Source organism: uncultured Zoogloea sp., from assembly GCF_937894855.1.
GTDB classification, from domain to species: Bacteria; Pseudomonadota; Gammaproteobacteria; order Burkholderiales; family Rhodocyclaceae; genus Zoogloea; species Zoogloea oryzae.
Genome location: NZ_CALAYQ010000049.1, coordinates 1 through 16,662, shown reverse-complemented (window position 1 = coordinate 16,662; position 16,662 = coordinate 1). Strand labels below are relative to the sequence as shown.

19 protein-coding genes are annotated in these 16,662 nt (G+C 65.7%); 5 read left to right on the top strand and 14 right to left on the bottom strand.

The features are described 5' to 3' along the window. Positions 1 to 11: 11 nt before the first annotated feature. A complete protein-coding gene (gene corA, locus Q0672_RS06630) occupies positions 12 to 1,094 on the bottom strand; it encodes a magnesium/cobalt transporter CorA (protein WP_298620959.1) in 1,083 nt (360 codons plus the stop codon). 169 nt (positions 1,095 to 1,263) lie between these two features. Between corA and Q0672_RS06625 the strand changes: the two genes are divergently transcribed. From Q0672_RS06625 to Q0672_RS06615, 3 genes are read left to right on the top strand one after another with little or no spacing between them, the layout of a single operon-like run. Then, a complete protein-coding gene (locus tag Q0672_RS06625) occupies positions 1,264 to 2,388 on the top strand; it encodes an NAD(P) transhydrogenase subunit alpha (RefSeq protein ID WP_298620957.1) in 1,125 nt (374 codons plus the stop codon). Between the two features lie 13 nt (positions 2,389 to 2,401). Further along, positions 2,402 to 2,686 (top strand): NAD(P) transhydrogenase subunit alpha, encoded by a 285-nt coding sequence (locus tag Q0672_RS06620; protein ID WP_153161707.1) that lies wholly within the window; start codon positions 2,402 to 2,404, stop codon positions 2,684 to 2,686. Continuing rightward, positions 2,686 to 4,059 carry an NAD(P)(+) transhydrogenase (Re/Si-specific) subunit beta gene (locus Q0672_RS06615; RefSeq protein ID WP_153161706.1) on the top strand — a complete coding sequence of 458 codons (1,374 nt, stop codon included), beginning with the start codon at positions 2,686 to 2,688 and terminating at the stop codon, positions 4,057 to 4,059. Before Q0672_RS06620 ends, Q0672_RS06615 begins: the two co-directional genes overlap by 1 nt. A 66-nt stretch (positions 4,060 to 4,125) precedes the next feature. Here Q0672_RS06615 and sixA read toward each other — a convergent pair whose 3' ends face one another. The 5 genes from sixA to moaC form a co-directional block, all read right to left on the bottom strand. Then, positions 4,126 to 4,578, bottom strand: a complete 453-nt coding sequence (sixA, locus tag Q0672_RS06610; protein WP_153161705.1) for a phosphohistidine phosphatase SixA — start codon at positions 4,576 to 4,578, stop codon at positions 4,126 to 4,128. 71 nt (positions 4,579 to 4,649) lie between these two features. After that, positions 4,650 to 6,158: a CYTH and CHAD domain-containing protein gene (locus Q0672_RS06605; RefSeq protein ID WP_298620951.1), complete on the bottom strand. Its 1,509-nt coding sequence runs from the start codon at positions 6,156 to 6,158 to the stop codon at positions 4,650 to 4,652. A 95-nt stretch (positions 6,159 to 6,253) separates the two neighbouring features. Then, on the bottom strand, positions 6,254 to 6,571 hold the full coding sequence (soxZ, locus tag Q0672_RS06600; protein WP_298620948.1) for a thiosulfate oxidation carrier complex protein SoxZ: 318 nt from the start codon (positions 6,569 to 6,571) through the stop codon (positions 6,254 to 6,256). Positions 6,572 to 6,582: 11 nt separating this feature from the next. Next, positions 6,583 to 7,053: a thiosulfate oxidation carrier protein SoxY gene (gene soxY, locus Q0672_RS06595; protein ID WP_298620946.1), complete on the bottom strand. Its 471-nt coding sequence runs from the start codon at positions 7,051 to 7,053 to the stop codon at positions 6,583 to 6,585. Further along, positions 7,050 to 7,532, bottom strand: coding sequence for a cyclic pyranopterin monophosphate synthase MoaC (moaC, locus tag Q0672_RS06590; RefSeq protein ID WP_298620943.1), 483 nt, complete (start codon positions 7,530 to 7,532; stop codon positions 7,050 to 7,052). Before moaC ends, soxY begins: the two co-directional genes overlap by 4 nt. A gap of 41 nt (positions 7,533 to 7,573) precedes the next feature. On the opposite strand from moaC, the gene Q0672_RS06585 reads away from it, so the two are divergent. After that, positions 7,574 to 9,022: a M48 family metalloprotease gene (locus tag Q0672_RS06585; RefSeq protein ID WP_298620941.1), complete on the top strand. Its 1,449-nt coding sequence runs from the start codon at positions 7,574 to 7,576 to the stop codon at positions 9,020 to 9,022. 3 nt (positions 9,023 to 9,025) lie between these two features. Here Q0672_RS06585 and Q0672_RS06580 read toward each other — a convergent pair whose 3' ends face one another. From Q0672_RS06580 to Q0672_RS06550, 7 genes are read right to left on the bottom strand one after another with little or no spacing between them, the layout of a single operon-like run. Further along, a complete protein-coding gene (locus Q0672_RS06580; RefSeq protein WP_153161699.1) occupies positions 9,026 to 9,658 on the bottom strand; it encodes a hypothetical protein in 633 nt (210 codons plus the stop codon). Next, a complete protein-coding gene (locus tag Q0672_RS06575) occupies positions 9,651 to 10,211 on the bottom strand; it encodes an ATP/GTP-binding protein (RefSeq protein WP_284186278.1) in 561 nt (186 codons plus the stop codon). Before Q0672_RS06575 ends, Q0672_RS06580 begins: the two co-directional genes overlap by 8 nt. Next, positions 10,201 to 11,547 (bottom strand): hypothetical protein, encoded by a 1,347-nt coding sequence (locus tag Q0672_RS06570; RefSeq protein WP_298620937.1) that lies wholly within the window; start codon positions 11,545 to 11,547, stop codon positions 10,201 to 10,203. Before Q0672_RS06570 ends, Q0672_RS06575 begins: the two co-directional genes overlap by 11 nt. Before the next feature lie 28 nt (positions 11,548 to 11,575). After that, positions 11,576 to 12,052 (bottom strand): hypothetical protein, encoded by a 477-nt coding sequence (locus tag Q0672_RS06565; RefSeq protein WP_298620935.1) that lies wholly within the window; start codon positions 12,050 to 12,052, stop codon positions 11,576 to 11,578. Further along, the gene (locus Q0672_RS06560) at positions 12,049 to 12,795 is read right to left on the bottom strand and encodes a phosphate/phosphite/phosphonate ABC transporter substrate-binding protein (RefSeq protein ID WP_298620933.1); all 747 of its coding nucleotides are present in this window, start codon (positions 12,793 to 12,795) and stop codon (positions 12,049 to 12,051) included. The genes Q0672_RS06565 and Q0672_RS06560 overlap by 4 nt, the downstream gene beginning before the upstream one ends. 2 nt (positions 12,796 to 12,797) lie before the next feature. Next, positions 12,798 to 13,262, bottom strand: coding sequence for a PAS domain-containing protein (locus tag Q0672_RS06555; protein ID WP_298620931.1), 465 nt, complete (start codon positions 13,260 to 13,262; stop codon positions 12,798 to 12,800). A gap of 24 nt (positions 13,263 to 13,286) precedes the next feature. Further along, a complete protein-coding gene (locus Q0672_RS06550) occupies positions 13,287 to 13,640 on the bottom strand; it encodes a roadblock/LC7 domain-containing protein (protein WP_228111886.1) in 354 nt (117 codons plus the stop codon). 258 nt (positions 13,641 to 13,898) lie between these two features. Between Q0672_RS06550 and Q0672_RS06545 the strand changes: the two genes are divergently transcribed. Beyond that, a complete protein-coding gene (locus Q0672_RS06545) occupies positions 13,899 to 14,129 on the top strand; it encodes a sulfurtransferase TusA family protein (RefSeq protein WP_298620929.1) in 231 nt (76 codons plus the stop codon). A gap of 80 nt (positions 14,130 to 14,209) precedes the next feature. Here the strand turns inward: Q0672_RS06545 and Q0672_RS06540 are convergent. Further along, on the bottom strand, positions 14,210 to 16,662 hold a 2,453-nt coding region (locus Q0672_RS06540), incomplete at its 5' end, for a valine--tRNA ligase (RefSeq protein WP_298620927.1).

Sequence of the window (16,662 nt, the reverse complement as noted above, 5' to 3'; positions counted from 1 at the left end):
CGTGCCGGGCGTCAGCGGGTTCTCAGCCAGTTGCGGCGCCAGAACGACGCGGCCATCAGCGCCGCGGCGCCCACCATCATGCTGAGCGCGACCCAGAAGCCATCGGGCTTGTCGAGTAGCGGCATCTCGTGGAAGTTCATCCCGAAGATGCCGGCGATCAGCGTGGCGGGCATGAAGAGCGTGGTAAGCACGGTGAGGATCCGCACTTCGGTGTTGAGCCGGTTGCTGACGCTGGAGAGATAGATGTCCAGCAGGTCGGCGAGGAGATCGCGGACGGATTCGAGCGATTCGAGCACGTGCACCGTGTGGTCGTAGATGTCGCGAAGGTAGAGCCGGGTGTCGGCGCTGAAAAAACCGTTGTCGGCGCGGGCCAGGGTGTTGAGGATCTCCCGCAGCGGCCAGACGGCCCGTCGCAGCGTCAGCGCCTCGTGCTTGACCCGGTTGATCTCGGCGAGAAGCGCAGGGGTGGGGCGGGTTAGCGCGGCGTCCTCGAGGTCTTCGGCCATGTCGCTCAGGTTGTCGAGCATCACGAAATAGCGGTCCACCAGCGTGTCGAGGATGGCGTAGGCGAGGTAGTCGGTGCCGTGGGCGCGCATGGCGCCGTGCTCCGCGCGCAGGCGCTCCCGCACGGCCTCGAAGGCGCCGGTGGCCCGTTCCTGGAAGGTGAGCACGAAGTTGCGCCCGAGCACGATGCTCACCTGGTCGGAATTCAGGCTGCGGGTTTCGGCGTCGAAGTCGAAGCAGCGGCCGACGATGAAGAGGTAATCGGCGTATTCGTCGCTCTTGGGGCGCTGCTGGGTGTTGAGGATGTCTTCCTGGACGAGCGGGTGCAGCTTGAAGCGGCGGCCGATCTCGGCCATCACGGCGGGGTCGTGCAGGCCATAGACGTTCAGCCACATCTTTTCGCGGGTGGCGTGATGGGCTCGGGATAGCTCGATGTCCTCGAAACGAGTCTCGGTGATGCCGTGGGAATCGTATTCGATGAGCGTAATGCTGGGTTTTTCGGTCTTGATTTCGCCAATATGGACAAGAGACCCTGGGGGTAACCCTAACTTACGGGTTGGGCGGGCACGTTTCTTGTTAGACTTTCTCATCGTGATCTTGCTCAATGGCCGAAAATTGCGACTTCTTTCACGAGAATCCCGTGGTTTTCCCGATTTTTCAGGGCTGGCTGGGGCGTTTCATGGTTGAACAGCGCGCTGTCGTTGTCGATACCCTCTCACGACGATAGCAGAAACCTAACAATTCTTATAAGGAGGTTCCATGCCTCTGGTCATCGGTGTGACCAAAGAGTTTACGCCGGGCGAGCGCCGCGTTGCGCTGGTTCCGGACGTGGCCAAAAAGTATCAGGGGCTTGGGGCGGCGTTGCTGCTCCAGGCGGGTGCCGGTGCATCGGCGTACTACCGCGACGAGGATTATGGCGCGGCCGAGCTGGTGGCGGATGCCTCGGCGGTGCTCAAGAAGGCCGACGTCTTGCTGCAGGTCCAGCCGCTCAGCATGGATGACCTGAACGAGCTCAAGCCGGGTTCGGTGCTGGTCGGGCTGCAGCAGCCGTGGTCGAGCAAGGAGCGCATCGAACTGTTGCGCCAAAAAGGGATCACCTGTTTCGCTTTGGAACTGTTGCCCCGTATCAGCCGTGCGCAAAGCATGGACGTGCTCTCCAGCCAGGCTGCCGTTGCCGGTTACGAGTGCGCCCTGATCGCTGCCGATCATTCCCCCAAGTTCTTCCCGATGCTCACCTACGCGGCCGGCACGATCCGTCCGGCCAAGGTGCTGGTGATCGGCGCCGGCGTTGCGGGCCTGCAGGCGATCGCGACCGCCAAGCGGCTGGGCGCGATGGTCTCGGGCTACGACGTGCGGCCGGAAACCAAAGAGCAGATCGAGTCGCTGGGTGCAAAGTTTGTTGACACCGGCGTGTCGGCTGCGGGCACCGGCGGCTACGCCCGTGAGCTCACCGACGACGAGAAGCGCCAGCAGGCCGAGAAGCTCGGCAAGGCCATCGCCGAGTGCGACGCGCTGATCACCACCGCGGCCATCCCGGGCAAGAAGGCGCCGGTGATCGTCTCCGCCGAGATGGTGGCGCGCATGAAGCCGGGTTCGGTGGTCGTCGACATGGCGGCCGAGACCGGCGGCAACGTGGCCGGCACGATGGCGGGCGAGAAGACCTGGGTTGGCGAAACCCTGATCATCGGCCCGACCAACATCCCGAGCCGCATGCCGGTACATGCCTCCGAGATGTACGCCAAAAACCTCTTCAACTTCATCTCGCCCTTCATCAAGGACGGGGCCCTGGCCCTGGACTGGGAAGACGAGGTGCTGGCGGGCGCGTGCCTGACCCACGCGGGCGAAGTGCGCCACGCCGGCGTCAAGCAGGCCCTTGGCCTGTAACCGGGAGACGATCATGGACGGATTTGTCGCACTCTATATCTTCATGCTCGCCGCCTTCACGGGTTACGAGGTCATCTCCCGTGTGCCGGTGATCCTGCACACCCCGCTGATGTCGGGTTCCAACTTCGTGCACGGCGTGGTGCTGGTGGGCGGCATGATCGCCCTCGGCCAGGCCGAGACGCCGCTGGAGCAGGCCATCGGCTTCGTCGCCGTGCTGCTGGGCGCCGCCAACGCGGCCGGTGGCTACGTGGTGACCGAACGCATGCTCGCCATGTTCAAGTCGAAGGAGAAGAACTGATGGCGATCAAGTGGCTGATTGACGCGAGCTACTTTGTGGCCGCGGTGCTCTTCATCCTCGGTTTGAAGGGCATGAGTTCGCCGGTTTCGGCGCGCAAGGGGATCATCTGGGCGGGCGTCGGCATGGTGCTCGCCACGGTGGTCACGTTCCTCACCCCGGGCATGAACAACTTTGCCCTGATGGTCATCGCCATCGCCATCGGCGGTGCGCTGGCCTGGATCTCCGGCAAGAAGGTCGCCATGACCGACATGCCGCAGATGGTGGCGATTTACAACGGCATGGGCGGCGGCGCTGCGGCGGCCATCGCGGCGGTCGAGTTTGCCCGCGGCGAGATGCACGGCACCGTGGTCACGCTGCTGGCCACGCTGGGTGCGCTGATCGGCGCGGTTTCGTTCTCCGGCTCCGTGATCGCTTGGGCGAAGCTCCAGGGCGTGATGAAGAAGGCCTTCCGGCTGCCGGCCCAGAACGCGGTGAACGTCGTGCTGGCCCTGGCAACCCTGGGTCTTGGCGCGGCGATCGTGATCGCCCCGGCCATCGACCCGATGCTGGTGGGCGCGTTCTTCATCCTGGCGCTGGTGCTCGGCGTGATCATCACGCTGCCGATCGGCGGCGCCGACATGCCGGTGGTGATCTCGCTCTTCAACGCCTTCACCGGCCTGGCCGTGGGCTTTGAAGGTTTCGTGATGGGCATTCCGGCGTTGATCATCGCCGGTATCGTCGTTGGTGCGGCCGGTACGCTGCTCACCCAACTGATGGCCAAGGCGATGAACCGCCCGATCTCCAACATCCTCTTCGTGCCGATGGCTGCGGCCGGTGCCGGCGAGGCGGTGGAAGGCGAGCAGAAGGAAGTCGGCGCGATGGATGCGGCGGCGATGATGCGCTATGCCTCCAAGGTCATCATCGTTCCTGGCTACGGCATGGCGGTCGCCGGCGCCCAGCACAAGGTGTGGGAGATGTCCGAGTTGCTGGAGGAGGCCGGCGTTGAGGTGGTGTTCGCGATCCACCCGGTGGCGGGGCGGATGCCTGGTCACATGAACGTGCTGCTGGCCGAGGCCGGCGTGCCCTACGAGAAGATCTTCGACCTCGAAGAGATCAACGGTGACTTCGCCCAGGCCGATGTGGCCCTGGTGATCGGTGCGAACGACGTGGTGAACCCCTCGGCGCGTACCGACAAGTCCAGCCCGATCTACGGCATGCCGATCCTCAACGCCGATCTCGCCCAGAACGTGATCGTCGTGAAGCGCGGCAAGGGCACGGGCTACTCGGGTATCGAGAACGCCCTGTTCTACAAGGACAACACCCGGCTGCTGTATGGCTCTGCCCAGCAGGCCATCGGCGAGGTGATCCAGCATGTGAAGGCAATGTCGGTCTGACCGGCAGCCTTCTCGGCAACGAAAAAGCCACCCTCGGGTGGCTTTTTCGTTATTGGGGTAGCCGGATCAGACCAGATCGGCGGGCATCACGGTGCGCAGCACGGTCTGGGTCTCGCCTTCACGGACCCGGTTGGTGAACCACCACAGGGCGCCTTTCTTGATCGTCCAGTCGGCCTCCTGGCCGGATAGCAGCAGGGCGGCCAGGCGGCCGAGTTCGGGCTGATGACCGACGACCAGCACCGAGCCGCCGGCGTCGGGCCAGCCGCAGGCGGCGAGGATCGCCGAGATGTCGTTGCCCGGGCCGAGGGCCGGCACGATCTCGAAGTTGTTGGTGAAGGCGCTGGCCGTCTGGCGCGTGCGGGTGGTCGGGCTCACCAGCACACGCAGCTTCTTGGGGCGGCGGCTCTCCAACCATTCGGCCACCTTGTGGGCCTGGCGGATGCCCCGCTCGGTGAGTTCGCGGGTGCTGTCGGGCACGCCGTCCACGGCTTCTGCGTGACGCCACAGCAGCAGATCCATTCTTGTCGTCTCCTCGTTCTTTGAATTAGCCGACAAGTCTGCGATGTCCAGGTTACGTCCTGATGAAACCATCATCGCCGCCACGGGGCCTTGCCCCACAGGATGTCTTCGAGGGAAGGGAGCACGCTCTTGCGCAGCCGGGCGATGCGCGGGGCGTGCCAGCCCGCGACGAAGGCCGCGCCGCTGCGCAGCTCCGGGTCCTTTCCAGCCCAGCCCTTCAGACGGTTGCGGGCGACGGTCTCGTCGTTGAGATAACCGAGGATTTCCTGGGCTTCGGCCAGGTCGTTGGCGAAGCGGACGGTGGCTTTTTCGGGCAGCAGCGGCAGCAGGAACTCGATGGCGTAGCGCAGGCGCTTGAGGGATACGCGCAGCTCGTGGAGCTTGTCGGCGTGCAGGTCGGTCGCGGCGGCGGCGTAGCGCTTGCGGGCGCGCTTGCGCAGCTGGGTGAGCTGCAGGCGAGCGAAGGTAGTGAGGTTGGCGGACTTGACCAGCGAGTCGCTCTGCAGGGCCATCAGATCGGCGGCCAGGGCCAGCATCTGGCGGCCGTGGCTGGCGGCGAGGAGCTGTTCGCGGGCGGCGGCCTTCTCGCGATCGCGTCGATCCACGGCCATTGCGATGAGGCGCTGGGTGGCTTCGTCGGCGAGCCCGGATTCGGCCACCGGGCCAAGCACTTCGGCCAGCATCACGTCGAGATCACGGGCAGCACCGAGCCCGTCCGCGGCGTCCTTGAGGCCCTGGGACCAGCGCTCGACAAACGCCTGGGGCAGGGCCGGGCCGAACAGCCGCAGCGCAGAGCGCAGGCGGCGCAGGGCCACGCGCAGCTGGTGGATGAACTCGGGGTCGTCGCTCTCGCGGGCGCCGGATTCGTTGGTCTGCCACGGGGCGAGGCAGTCGAAGGCGATGATGCGGAAGGCGTCCACCGGCGATTGCTCGGCGGCGAGACGCGACGGGCGGGCCTTGGCGGGGCGCAGGGCGTGGTTGGAGAACAGGCGGTAGCCGCGCTCGGCCTTGCTGACGTTCTCGGGGGTGAGCGGCAGGGATTCGGCGAGCTCCAGCGCGATGGCGTAGAGGGCCTGGGGATCGCCTTCGACCAGTTCGAGCTCCAGCTCGCACAAGGGCCGGCTGTGCTCGCCCACCTCGATGGCGCCGTTGTCGATCATCGCCAGTACCTTGACGCCGTCACGGGGCGTGAGGATGCAGGTTTCGCGCTTGAAGCGGGTGCTGAACACCGGCACCAGCCGGGGGTGGTAATCCTCGAGCCGGTTGCGCACGTCGGCGTTGTCGATGGCGGAGAAGTCGAACACGCCACCCACATAGGGCTGCTCCCATTCGGGGCGAGATGAGAGGCCGCCGATGGATTCGGCTGCGCATTTCACCGTCTGCAGCCAGCGGGTGCCGGCCTTGCGGGTGCGCACGGCCATCCGGCGCTCGCGCAGTTCGAGCTCGGGCGTGTCGAAGTAGGTGTTTTCGAGGGTGACGCTGCGGCCGTCGCGGGGGGCTTCGGCGATCAGTGGGTGGCGGCGCAGGGCGGGGAGGGCCTTCTGGGGGAGCGTCAGCTTGAGTTCGATTTCGTGGCTCATGGTCGTGCCATCGGTAGTCAGGGGGCAGCCTGTTTCAAGGCGCGGGCCATTCTAGTCCGATGGCGGCGCGCTGTCTTGCGCGCCAGGGTTACAACTCAGCCCGCTGTGAAACTGCCTTCGGCGCTTCCCCGCTGGCCTTTGTTGTCGACCCACGCCACGCCGAGCCGATCACCCGCCTTGACGCCGGCAAGCTGGAAGGCGAACAGCGGATTGGCCGACACGGCGGTGCCGAGGGCGCCTTCGATCACCGGCTTGCCGTTCAGGCTGACGATGACCGACGTGATGTAGTGGGCAGGGATGAGCTGGCTGGCGGCGTCGCGGCGCTGGCCGGATTCCATGGGATGCGGCAGCAGCACCCGGACTTCGCCTTCGTCGCCCTTGACGGTGGCGCGGATCTTGATCGGATCGGGCATTGCATTGACTCCTATTCGCCGCAGCCGCCGACGGTGACCTTCACCTCGCGGAACACGGTGTAATGCTTGCCGCCGGCAAGGGCGACGATGCGCAGGCGCGAGCTCTCGGCCATCTTCAGCTTGGCCTGGAAGCGCGCGGCGGCGCCGGGCGCGAAGTTGAACTGCAGCGCCAGCGGAAAGGGGTTCTTGTCCACCAGCACCGACAGGCGTGTGGTGCCCGGGATCTGGCTGATGACCTCGATCGGTACCGCCGAGCCGTTCTCGGCGATCTCCGGTGCCTTGAGGACGATGTCGCGGCTGGCCTCGGCAGCGGTGGCGCCGATCAGCCGCAGGGCGTCGGCGAGGTTTTTGCTGTCGAAGGCGCTGCGGTTGAAGTCCACTGCGAGGGCGCGGGTGGGCTTCAGCACCCCGGCGCCTACCAGCACGGAAAGGGCTGCGGTGCTGCCAAAGCCGTGAAGAAAGCTGCGACGGCCGGTGTTCATGCTGCGTCTGCCCTCCAGTGCCCGGACTTGCCGCCCTCCTTTTCGAGCAGGCGGACGCCTTCCATGGTCATGCCGCGATCGACGGCCTTGCACATGTCGTAGATGGTGAGCAGGCCCACCTGGACTGCGGTCAGGGCTTCCATTTCGACGCCGGTGCGGCCGACGGTTTCGGCGGTGACGGTGCAGCGGATGGTGTCATCGCCTTCGACCACGAAATCGGCGGCGACGCGGGTGAGGGGGATCGGGTGGCACAGGGGGATCAGGTCGGCGGTGCGCTTGGCGCCCTGGATCGCGGCGATCCGGGCGATGCCGATCACGTCGCCTTTCTTGTTGTCACCGGCGAGGATGCGGGCGAGGGTGGACGGCTGCATCACGATCCTGCCCTCGGCTCGGGCGACCCGGCGGGTTTCGGATTTGGCAGAGACATCCACCATGTGGGCCTGGCCCTGGGCGTCGAAATGGGTGAAGGTGTCGCTCATCAGGCGGGAAACCAAAATAGGGGGTCGGTTATCATAGCATCGTGAAAAAACGTCTGATTGCCGCCCTGCTGTGTGTGGTGATGATCCCCCAGGGAATCGCCCACGATCTGCCCGACCTGGGTGATTCTGCATCCTCCGAACTCTCGCCCCTGGCGGAGCAGCGCCTGGGCGCGCAGATCATGCGCGACATCCGCTGGAAGGATGCAGCCTATCTGCGTGATCCCGAGGTCGAGGACTACCTCAACTGGCTGGGCGACCGGCTGGTGGCGGCGGGGCCGGGCGCGGGGCTGCCGTTCCAGTTTTTCGGGGTGAATGACCCGACCCTCAACGCGTTCGCGATGCCCGGCGGCAACATCGGTGTGCTCACCGGGCTGATTCTTGCGGCCCAGAGCGAATCGGAGCTGGCGGGCGTGCTGGGCCACGAGGTGTCCCACGTCACCCAGCGCCACATTGCACGGATGCTCGGCAAGCAGAGTCAGACCGGGATGCTGATGCTGGCGTCGCTGCTGGTGGCGGTGCTGGCGGCCAAGTCCAGCGCCCAGGTGAGTCAGGCGGCGATTTCGGCGGGGATGGCGGCGGGGATGAGTACCCAGCTTTCCTATTCGCGGGATTTCGAGAACGAGGCGGACCGGCTCGGGGTGCAGAACCTGGCCGCGGCGGGCTTTGACGTGCGGGGGATGGTGGGCTTTTTCGAGCGCCTGCAGAAGAACGCCCGGCTGTATGAGAACAACGCGCCGGCCTACATGCGCACCCACCCGCTGACCAGCGACCGGATCACCGAGATGGAGAACCGGGTCGCCCAGATGCCCTACCGGCAGGTGCCGGATTCGCTGGATTTTCAGCTGGTGCGGGCCAAGCTCAAGGTGGGCCGGCAGCCGTCGCGGGAGGTGATTGCCGAGTTCGAGGCGGCCGCCCGGGGCAGCAGCCCGTCGGTGGCGGCCCAGTACGGCCTGGTGCGGGCTTACCTCCAGACCCGGCGGCTCGCTGACGCCGATCGGGAGATGGTCGAGCTGCGCAAGCGTCACGCCTTGTCGGCGATGATCGACGGGCTGGAGGGCGATCTTCGCATTGCTCATGGCGATCCGGCGGGGGCGGCGCGGCTGTTCCGCGAGGCGCGGGCGCGTTTTCCCCAGTCGCACCGGCTGATGTACGGGGAGATCGAGGCCCTGATCGACTCCGGTAAGGCGGCCGATGCGCTGACGGCGGTGAAGGCCGAGCTGCAGACCACCGCGGGTGACGCGACCCTGTGGGAATTCCGCGCCCGGGCCGAGGCAGCGCTGGGCAAGCGTCTGGGGCAGCACCGCGCGTTGGGTGAAGTGTACGCGATCCAGGGCAACTACGCGGCGTCGGCCGAGCAGTTTGCGCTGGCGCAGACGGCCGGCGACGGGGATTTTTTCGAGCAGTCAGCGGTGGACTCGCGCCTGCGGGAGGTGCGGGCGCTGCTGGCCGAGCAGATGCGCGAGATGCGTGAATCGCGCGGCCAGCGCTGAGGGCTAGATGGTGCCGTAGCGAACGTAGAGCGCCCAGACCAGGTCGGCAAAGGTGTTCTGGTTGAAGCGCGGGCGCCCGCTGACAGTGAGGGCGAGGCGGGTCCGGCCGATGTGCATCGGCCAGAAGCTGAGGCCGCTGATGCCAGCGGCGTCCACGTTGCCCCAGCCATCGAGCAGGTGGTCGCCGAGCTTCGAGAGCGCGGCCGACTGGCGTTCGGCGACGGACAGGATGTCGGCGCCCACGGCAGCCAGCGCTTCGCCGGTCTCGCCGGGGTAGCCGGCCATCGCGAGGCAGAAGCCCATGTTGTCGGCGAGCACGGCCTGGCCGGTATCGCTGAGGGTTTCGAGCAGATGCGGCAGGGTCGATTCGAGGGTGCCGACCGGCGCCATGCGCGGTGCGGACCACGCCTCGAGGCAGGCCGTTTCCTGGAGTTTGAGCAGCGGAGTGAGGGCGCGTTCGGTGCTGGTCTCGCCGGTCCAGGTGCGGGCCAGTTCGGCGCTGAGGGCCGGGCTCGTGGCTTCGCGAAGGATGGCCAGCAGGATGCGCCGCTCGATGCTGTCGTCGGCGCGGGCAACGGCCCGCCAGGCACCGTAAGGCGTTACGGTGAGGTAGGAGCCGGGGATTATCTCAAGCATCGATCAATCCGGGATTAAGGGTGTAGAGAAGGGCCTTGACGAGCATCGCCACGTCGTCGCGGCTTCGCGCATCGACCCGGAAGATGGCCGGGACGGGGTGATGGCCGAGCTCGGCGAGCTTGGCCCGGTAGTTTTCGAGATTCGGGGTCTCGGAACTGTCCATGTGGGTGACGCCGATCGCCACGGCGGTGCTCGAGATGAAGTCCTTGAAGGCGCTGAGGTAGCCTTGAAGATCGGCGAGGGGATCGGGGTTGGCGTTGTTGATGAGCAGCACCAGGCCGATGCCACCTTCGGAGAGGATGTCCCACATGAAGCTGAAGCGTTCCTGCCCCGGCGTGCCGTAGAGCATGACCTTCTCGCCGTCCGGCAGGTTGAGGACGCCGTAGTCCATCGCGACCGTGGTGGTCCGCTTGAGCTTGGCGGTTTCGTCGCTGGCGACCGCTTCGGTGCTGACCGGCGGGATGTCACTGAGGGCCGCGATGGCCGTGCTCTTGCCGGCGCCGACGGTGCCCGAGAAGATGATCTTGTTGTGGCGGGCGCGTTCAGACCGCATTGAGGAGTTTCCTGAGAATTCGGGACAAAATCGAAGGGCGTTGTTGTTGCTGTTGCTGTGCAGGGGGCGCCGCGTTCGTCGTGGGTTGTGCTGGTGTGGCGGTGCGCGCCTCCACCGTGGCGGCCCGCGGCTTCCTTGCGTCGATCAGCCCGGCAAAGCGGGCCGAGGCATAGACCGAGAAGACGTAGCGCTGGGGAATCCCGAGGCGTGCGGCGACGTCGATGGGGCTGGCCCAGGTGCGCACCCACAGGGCGACGATGCGCAGGGCGTGGGGCGACATGAAGACCTTGGTGAAGTTGGGCCACGCCCGCAGCCGCACCGGCTGGTAGGGGTCGGTGCCTTCCGGCAGCCGGCCTCGCGCCGCCCAGGCGGCGACGTTCCAGAAGAAGTCCTCGGTCGTCCAGGTGGTGCCGTGGTTGGAGATGTGGGACAGGGTCGACGCGCTGACGATGCGCGCGGTGGTCTGGGGCAGCTGGGCCATCGACAGGGGGCGCAGCTGGTTGTCCCGGAAATCAGTGACGCAGATCGAGGCCGGCTGGAGCCGCACGCCGATGAGCCGGGGCAGGCCGGCGATCAGGTGAGGGCGGCCGGTGCTCGAGGCCTGATCGAAGGCGCGCTGCAGGTGGCCGATCAGGTAGTTGTCCGGGTTGAAGAAGATCTTGTCGGGCAGGGGATGGACCGGGTGCGCCGGGAGATCCTCAAGGGCTCCGCAGAGATCGCGTTCGTCGTCGGTCTGCACGCCGTGCCCGAGGGAACCCGGTGGATCGGCCTGGGGGGCGCTGACGGGTGGTGCGGCAGTCGTGCCGGACTGGGGCTGCAGCTCGGCCTGGACGATGGGCGCGGCGGCCACGACCACCGCGGGAACCGGGGAGGCCGGCGTGACGATGGGGACCCGCGGCGGTTCCTCGGATCCGGGCTGGATGGTCGGCGGTGCAGGCTGGGTCAGCGGCGCGACGCGGCGCAGGGATGGTGCGGCGATGGTCCGGGCGCTGTCGTGAGCCGCCTTGGCGAGGATGCTGGGCAGCGCCTCGAGATTGAGGGGCTTGCCGAGGATCACCCGGTTGGGAAAACGCTGGGCGTGATCCTTGGGGTGAAATGCGTAGCAGACCACGCCGATCCTCGGGTGGGGCGAGAGCCTTTCGAATGCGGCTTCGACGCCTGGCCGATCGCAATCGACCAGGACGACCCGGGCGCTTTCCAGCTCGCTCGCCAGACGTACCGAGTGCTTCCAGTGACGTTCTACGGAAAGTCCGATCAGCCGGGCGTCCATGCTGCCCACGTGGAGCAGGAAGAGGGCGGTGACGGGCTGGCCCGGTAGGATGGAATGGCGGCTCATTGGGATGTAAAGCGGATGGAGGTCGGGATCAGGAGGTTACTCCCGACAGCGTCGCGGAATCCTGTAAAAATATGCGATTGCCTTCCACTGGGCGGGCGAGTACGACACCGGGCAGGGCCAGCCGTGGGTCGTGGCGGTCGAGGCCAGCTTCGATGCGGGCGCTGAGGTAAAGCCCCAGATCGTGTTCTTCGAGGGCGTCGTAGTGCTCGCGCAGCATGCGCATCCGAAGTTCGGCGCCGTAACTGCCAAGGACGATCCATAGGTCGACAATGGCCGCGACCGTTGCCGCGGTGTCTTCCAGGTTGCTCCACAGGGAAATACGCTGGACGTGCAGGTGCAGGTTGGCTGGCTTGCGCCCGATCTCGCCGGCCAGCAGTGCGCCTGTGGCCGGCGAGCGCCAGCGGGACGCGATCCGCAGCGTCCGGACGGGCAGGCCGAAGACGGCCGGCGGTGCTGGACGGCGGATGCGTTCCGGGTTGGACGGATCGGTGACAAACAGCTTCACTGGGTCAGCGTCGAGATGATGTCGATCATGAATTCCACGTCCTCGTGCTGAACAGCTTGCCAGCTACGGGCTCCGAGGGCTTCGAGGATACCGCGGCCCTTGTCGGTGTCGTGCATGGAAAGAAGCAGTTGCGTGATCTGTTCGGCATGGGGAGACAAAGCGGGGCCGATCAGGAAGACGTGATGGATTACGTGCACCTGGCTGGTGACGAGCACGCGCAGGTCGCGGCGCACGATGGACGACAGGGCCTCGAAGGCTTCGACCGGCAGGAAGCCGACATCGGCTTCGCCGCGGAGGATCTCGCGGGCGACCTGGATGTAGGTTTCGCGGCGGTGCTCGACGGTGTTGGCTGCGTTCAGATCGGCGGGTTCGAGGAGAATCCGGCCGACGGTGTTGACGCTCGGGTCATCGCTGCACGCGACGCGGGCGCCGGGCTTGAGATTGGGGATCTCCTTGAAAGGGCTCTCGGCGGCGGTGATGACGACCATCTCGTCAGGCTGTCCTTCGGGCCGGGCGATGGCACGGAAGCCTTTCTCGCGCACCAGCAGGGAGGCGTCGAAGGGGTTGGCGTAGATGATGTCCACCTTGCCCTCGGCGATCGCGGCGCGCTGGGTGCCGAAGCTGTCGTAGAGCTCGAGATGGATCGGAAGGGACAGCGCGCGTTGCAGCCAGGTGTTGAAGATGTACCAGTCGGAAATGCGCTCGTTGGGGAAGCTGGGGCTAACCGTGAAATTGAAAGTCATGATCAGTTCATGCTCCGGTACTGGGCTTCGGCGGCGAGAATCTTTTCTTGCGAGGCCTCCCGCCGGACCGAGGTGAAACCGACGATTTCGCCGTTGCGCACATTGGGTACCACCGTGGCGTACACCCAATAGTGGCCGCCGTCCTTGCGCAGATTCTTGACGTAGCCGTGCCACTGGCGCCCAGCCTGGACTGTCTTCCACAGGTCGGCGAAGGCGGCCGCGGGCATGTCAGGATGCCGGAGGATGCAATGGGGCTGGCCGATCAGTTCGGCTTCGGTGTAGCCGGACATGTCGACGAAGGATTTATTGCACTGGGTGATGACGCCCGACTTGTCCGTCCGAGAGACGATCAGCTTGCCATGGGGGTAGGGCGTTTCGACTGACGTGACAAATACCCGCCGACAGGTGCCATCGGCAAACGTCAGCGTATGTTCGACTGCTTCGCCCGGAACCTGGGCACGATCCATATCCTTCACCACCAGCCCTCCCGATTATCCGAGGATCCGGCCGATGGCGTCGGCGGCGCGGCGGACGTCCAGGAAGACCAGGCCCAGCTTGGCGTTCGGCTTGGCCATCACCGTGAGCACGGCATCGGCGCCAGCCTGAACCATGAGGACATATCCCTTTTCACCCTTGATGAGCACCTGGTCGAGGGTGCCGCGGGCGAGTTCGCGGGCGGTGCGGTCGCCGAGGGAGAGCATCGCGGCACTCATCGCGCCGACGCGGTCTTCGTCAACGGTGTTGGGGAGCAGGGCGGCCATCATCAGACCGTCGGAGGAGATGATGGCGGAGGCCTCGATGTCCGCGGAGGTGCCGTTCAGGTCATTGAGAACCGTTTGGAGCATGTTTGAGCGCATCGTGGTGTACCTTCAAGAAAAAAGCGTTAATGTTGTCGGGAAGAGCGAATCCGGCATGCTTTGGCGCATGGTGCCGCAATGCAGGGTATCGCCTCGTTTATGACGTTATTTTGAGTTGTCATTATTTCACAATTCGCTGGTGATTCTCCGGGCGGGAGTGAGACGGGCTGTGACGTTGTTATCGGGTTGGGGTGCATAGCAGGTTAAAATCCGGCCTGGATTGTCCTAGGAAGCTGGAGTCGTAAGATGGATTTTGACAAGGAACTGGATGCACGCGGCCTGAACTGCCCCTTACCCATTTTGCGCGCCAAGAAAGCGCTCACAGAAATGCAGGCGGCACAGGTTCTGCGGGTTGTGGCAACCGATCCCGGTTCGGTGAAGGACTTCGCGGCATTTGCCAAGCAGACCGGGAACGAGCTGATCGGCCAGAGTGAGTTGCCGGATAACGCCTACGAGTTTTTCCTGCGCCGCAAGTAAGTAAGGCTGACGCGGATCTCGCTGTAACACAAAAAAATGGCCACGCAGTTGCGTGGCCATTTTGCTTGCCGAAGCCTTCGTCAGGCTGGCGGCAGTTTGGCCAACTGCGGGCGCAGTTTCTCGAGCGTCGCGGTGAAGCCCGCCAGGCGTTCCTTCTCCTGGGCGACGACGGCCGCCGGTGCGCGGGCGACGAAGCTCTCGTTGGCCAGCTTGGCGTTGGCCTTGACGATCTCGCCTTCGATGCGGGCGATCTCCCTCGACAGGCGCTCGCGCTCGGCGGCGATGTCGATCTCCACCTTCAGCATCAGGCGCTGCTCGCCGACGATGGCCACCGGGGCGAGTTCGTCACCGCTGATCTCGTCGACCACCTGCACTTCGGAGAGCTTGGCGAGGCCGGCGATGTAGGGCGCGAACTTGCGCAGGCGATCGCCGTTGCCGCTCGCCACCAGCGGCATGCGCTGGGCCGGGGAGATGTTCATCTCGCCACGCAGGTTGCGGCAGGCGTAGATGAGGCCCTTGAGCTCGGCCACGTCGGCTTCGCTCTTCTCGTCGCAGCGGCCCAGGTCGGCCTGCGGGTAGCGGGCGAGACACAGGCTGTCCACGTCCTTGCGGCCGGCGAGAGGGGCGACGGTCTGCCACAGCTCTTCGGTGACGAAGGGGATCAGCGGGTGGGCGAGGCGCAGGATCGTCTCGAGAACGCGGATTAGCGTGCGGCGGGTGCCGCGCTGCTGGGCTTCGTTGCCGGTGTTGATCTGGACCTTGGCGAGCTCGAGATACCAGTCACAGTACTCGTCCCAGACGAATTCATAGATCGTCTTGGAGACGAGGTCGAAGCGGTAGTCGGCGAAGAGTTCCTCGATCTCCTTCTCGACGCGCTGCAGGCGGCTGACGATCCAGCGGTCGGCAAAGGAGAAGTCGAGCGGGCCGTTGCCACCGCAGCTGGGGCCGTCCTGCTTGTGCTCGAGGCCCAGGTCGTGGCCCTGGACGTTCATCAGCACGAAGCGGGTGGCGTTCCACAGCTTGTTGCAGAAGTTGCGGTAGCCCTCGCAACGGCTCATGTCGAACTTGATGTCGCGGCCGGGGCTGGCGAGGCTGGCGAAGGTGAAGCGCAGGGCGTCGGTGCCGAAGGCGGGGATGCCGTCGGGGAACTCCTTGCGGGTCTTCTTCTCGATGCTGGCGGCCTGCTTGGGGTTCATCAGGCCGGTGGTGCGCTTGGCCACCAGCGCATCCACGCCGATGCCGTCGATCAGGTCGATCGGGTCGAGGACGTTGCCCTTCGACTTGGACATCTTGGCGCCTTCGGCGTCGCGGATCAGGCCGTGCACGTAGACGTGCTTGAACGGGATCTTGCCGGTGATGTGCTTGGTCATCATGACCATGCGCGCCACCCAGAAGAAGATGATGTCGAAGCCGGTGACGAGCACCGTAGACGGCAGGTAGAGATCCAGCGCGTCGTTGGACTTGGCCGGGTATTCCGAGGTCCAGTCGAGGGTCGAGAACGGCCACAGGGCGGACGAATACCAGGTGTCGAGCACGTCCGGATCGCGCGTCAGCGGGCCGGGGTAGCCGGCCTTGTCGGCCAGGGCGCGGGCTTCTTCTTCGGAATGGGCGACGAAGCACTCGCCGTCGATGCCGTACCACGCCGGAATCTGGTGGCCCCACCACAGCTGACGCGAGATGCACCAGTCCTGGATGTTGTTGAGCCACTGGTTGTAGGTGTTGACCCAGTTGCCGGGGACGAACTCGATCTCGCCGGAGGAGACGACTTCGAGCGCCTTCTCGGTGATCGACTTTCCGTCGGCGCCAGGCTTGCTCATCGCCACGAACCACTGGTCGGTGAGCATCGGCTCGATGACGACACCGGTACGATCGCCGCGGGGCACCTGCAGCTTGTGGGGCTTGGTGTCCACCAGCACGCCTTCGGCTTCGAGGTCGGCCACGATCGCCTTGCGGGCGTCGAAGCGGTCGAGGCCCTGGTACTTGGCGGGGGCGTGTTCGTTGATCTTGGCGTCCAGGGTAAGGATGCTGATCTGCGGCAGGCCGTGGCGCTGGCCGACCGCGTAGTCGTTGAAGTCGTGGGCCGGGGTGACCTTGACGACGCCGGTGCCAAACTCGCGATCCACGTAGTCGTCGGCGATGATCGGGATGTTGCGGTCGCACAGGGGCAGACGGACGCTCTTGCCGATCAGGTGGGCGTAGCGCTCGTCTTCCGGATGCACCATCACGGCCACGTCGCCGAGCATGGTTTCGGGACGGGTGGTGGCGACGGTGAGGCCGGTGAGCTCACCGATCGGGCCGTCGGCAAACGGATAGTTGATGTGCCACATGAAGCCGTCTTCTTCTTCCTGGACGACTTCCAGGTCGGAGACGGCGGTGTGCAGCTTCGGATCCCAGTTGACCAGCCGCTTGCCGCGGTAGATCAGGCCTTCGTTGTAGAGGCGGACGAAGGTTTCGGTGACGACCTTGTTGAGGCCGGCGTCCATCGTGAAGCGCTCGCGCGACCAGTCGGGGCTGGTGCCCATGCGGCGCATCT

Excerpts from the sequence above, each read along its gene's own strand:
- soxZ (WP_298620948.1), bottom strand. The coding sequence starts at position 6,571 with ATGCCCGATCCGATCAAGATCCGCGCCACCGTCAAGGGCGACGAAGGC.
- Q0672_RS06555 (WP_298620931.1), bottom strand. The coding sequence starts at position 13,262 with ATGGATCGTGCCCAGGTTCCGGGCGAAGCAGTCGAACATACGCTGACG.
- Q0672_RS06625 (WP_298620957.1), top strand. The coding sequence starts at position 1,264 with ATGCCTCTGGTCATCGGTGTGACCAAAGAGTTTACGCCGGGCGAGCGC.
- Q0672_RS06580 (WP_153161699.1), bottom strand. The coding sequence starts at position 9,658 with ATGCTTGAGATAATCCCCGGCTCCTACCTCACCGTAACGCCTTACGGT.
- Q0672_RS06605 (WP_298620951.1), bottom strand. The coding sequence starts at position 6,158 with ATGAGCCACGAAATCGAACTCAAGCTGACGCTCCCCCAGAAGGCCCTC.
- moaC (WP_298620943.1), bottom strand. The coding sequence starts at position 7,532 with ATGAGCGACACCTTCACCCATTTCGACGCCCAGGGCCAGGCCCACATG.
- sixA (WP_153161705.1), bottom strand. The coding sequence starts at position 4,578 with ATGGATCTGCTGCTGTGGCGTCACGCAGAAGCCGTGGACGGCGTGCCC.
- Q0672_RS06545 (WP_298620929.1), top strand. The coding sequence starts at position 13,899 with ATGGATTTTGACAAGGAACTGGATGCACGCGGCCTGAACTGCCCCTTA.
- soxY (WP_298620946.1), bottom strand. The coding sequence starts at position 7,053 with ATGAACACCGGCCGTCGCAGCTTTCTTCACGGCTTTGGCAGCACCGCA.
- Q0672_RS06550 (WP_228111886.1), bottom strand. The coding sequence starts at position 13,640 with ATGCTCCAAACGGTTCTCAATGACCTGAACGGCACCTCCGCGGACATC.
- Q0672_RS06570 (WP_298620937.1), bottom strand. The coding sequence starts at position 11,547 with ATGAGCCGCCATTCCATCCTACCGGGCCAGCCCGTCACCGCCCTCTTC.
- Q0672_RS06615 (WP_153161706.1), top strand. The coding sequence starts at position 2,686 with ATGGCGATCAAGTGGCTGATTGACGCGAGCTACTTTGTGGCCGCGGTG.
- Q0672_RS06620 (WP_153161707.1), top strand. The coding sequence starts at position 2,402 with ATGGACGGATTTGTCGCACTCTATATCTTCATGCTCGCCGCCTTCACG.
- Q0672_RS06575 (WP_284186278.1), bottom strand. The coding sequence starts at position 10,211 with ATGCGGTCTGAACGCGCCCGCCACAACAAGATCATCTTCTCGGGCACC.
- Q0672_RS06560 (WP_298620933.1), bottom strand. The coding sequence starts at position 12,795 with ATGACTTTCAATTTCACGGTTAGCCCCAGCTTCCCCAACGAGCGCATT.
- corA (WP_298620959.1), bottom strand. The coding sequence starts at position 1,094 with ATGAGAAAGTCTAACAAGAAACGTGCCCGCCCAACCCGTAAGTTAGGG.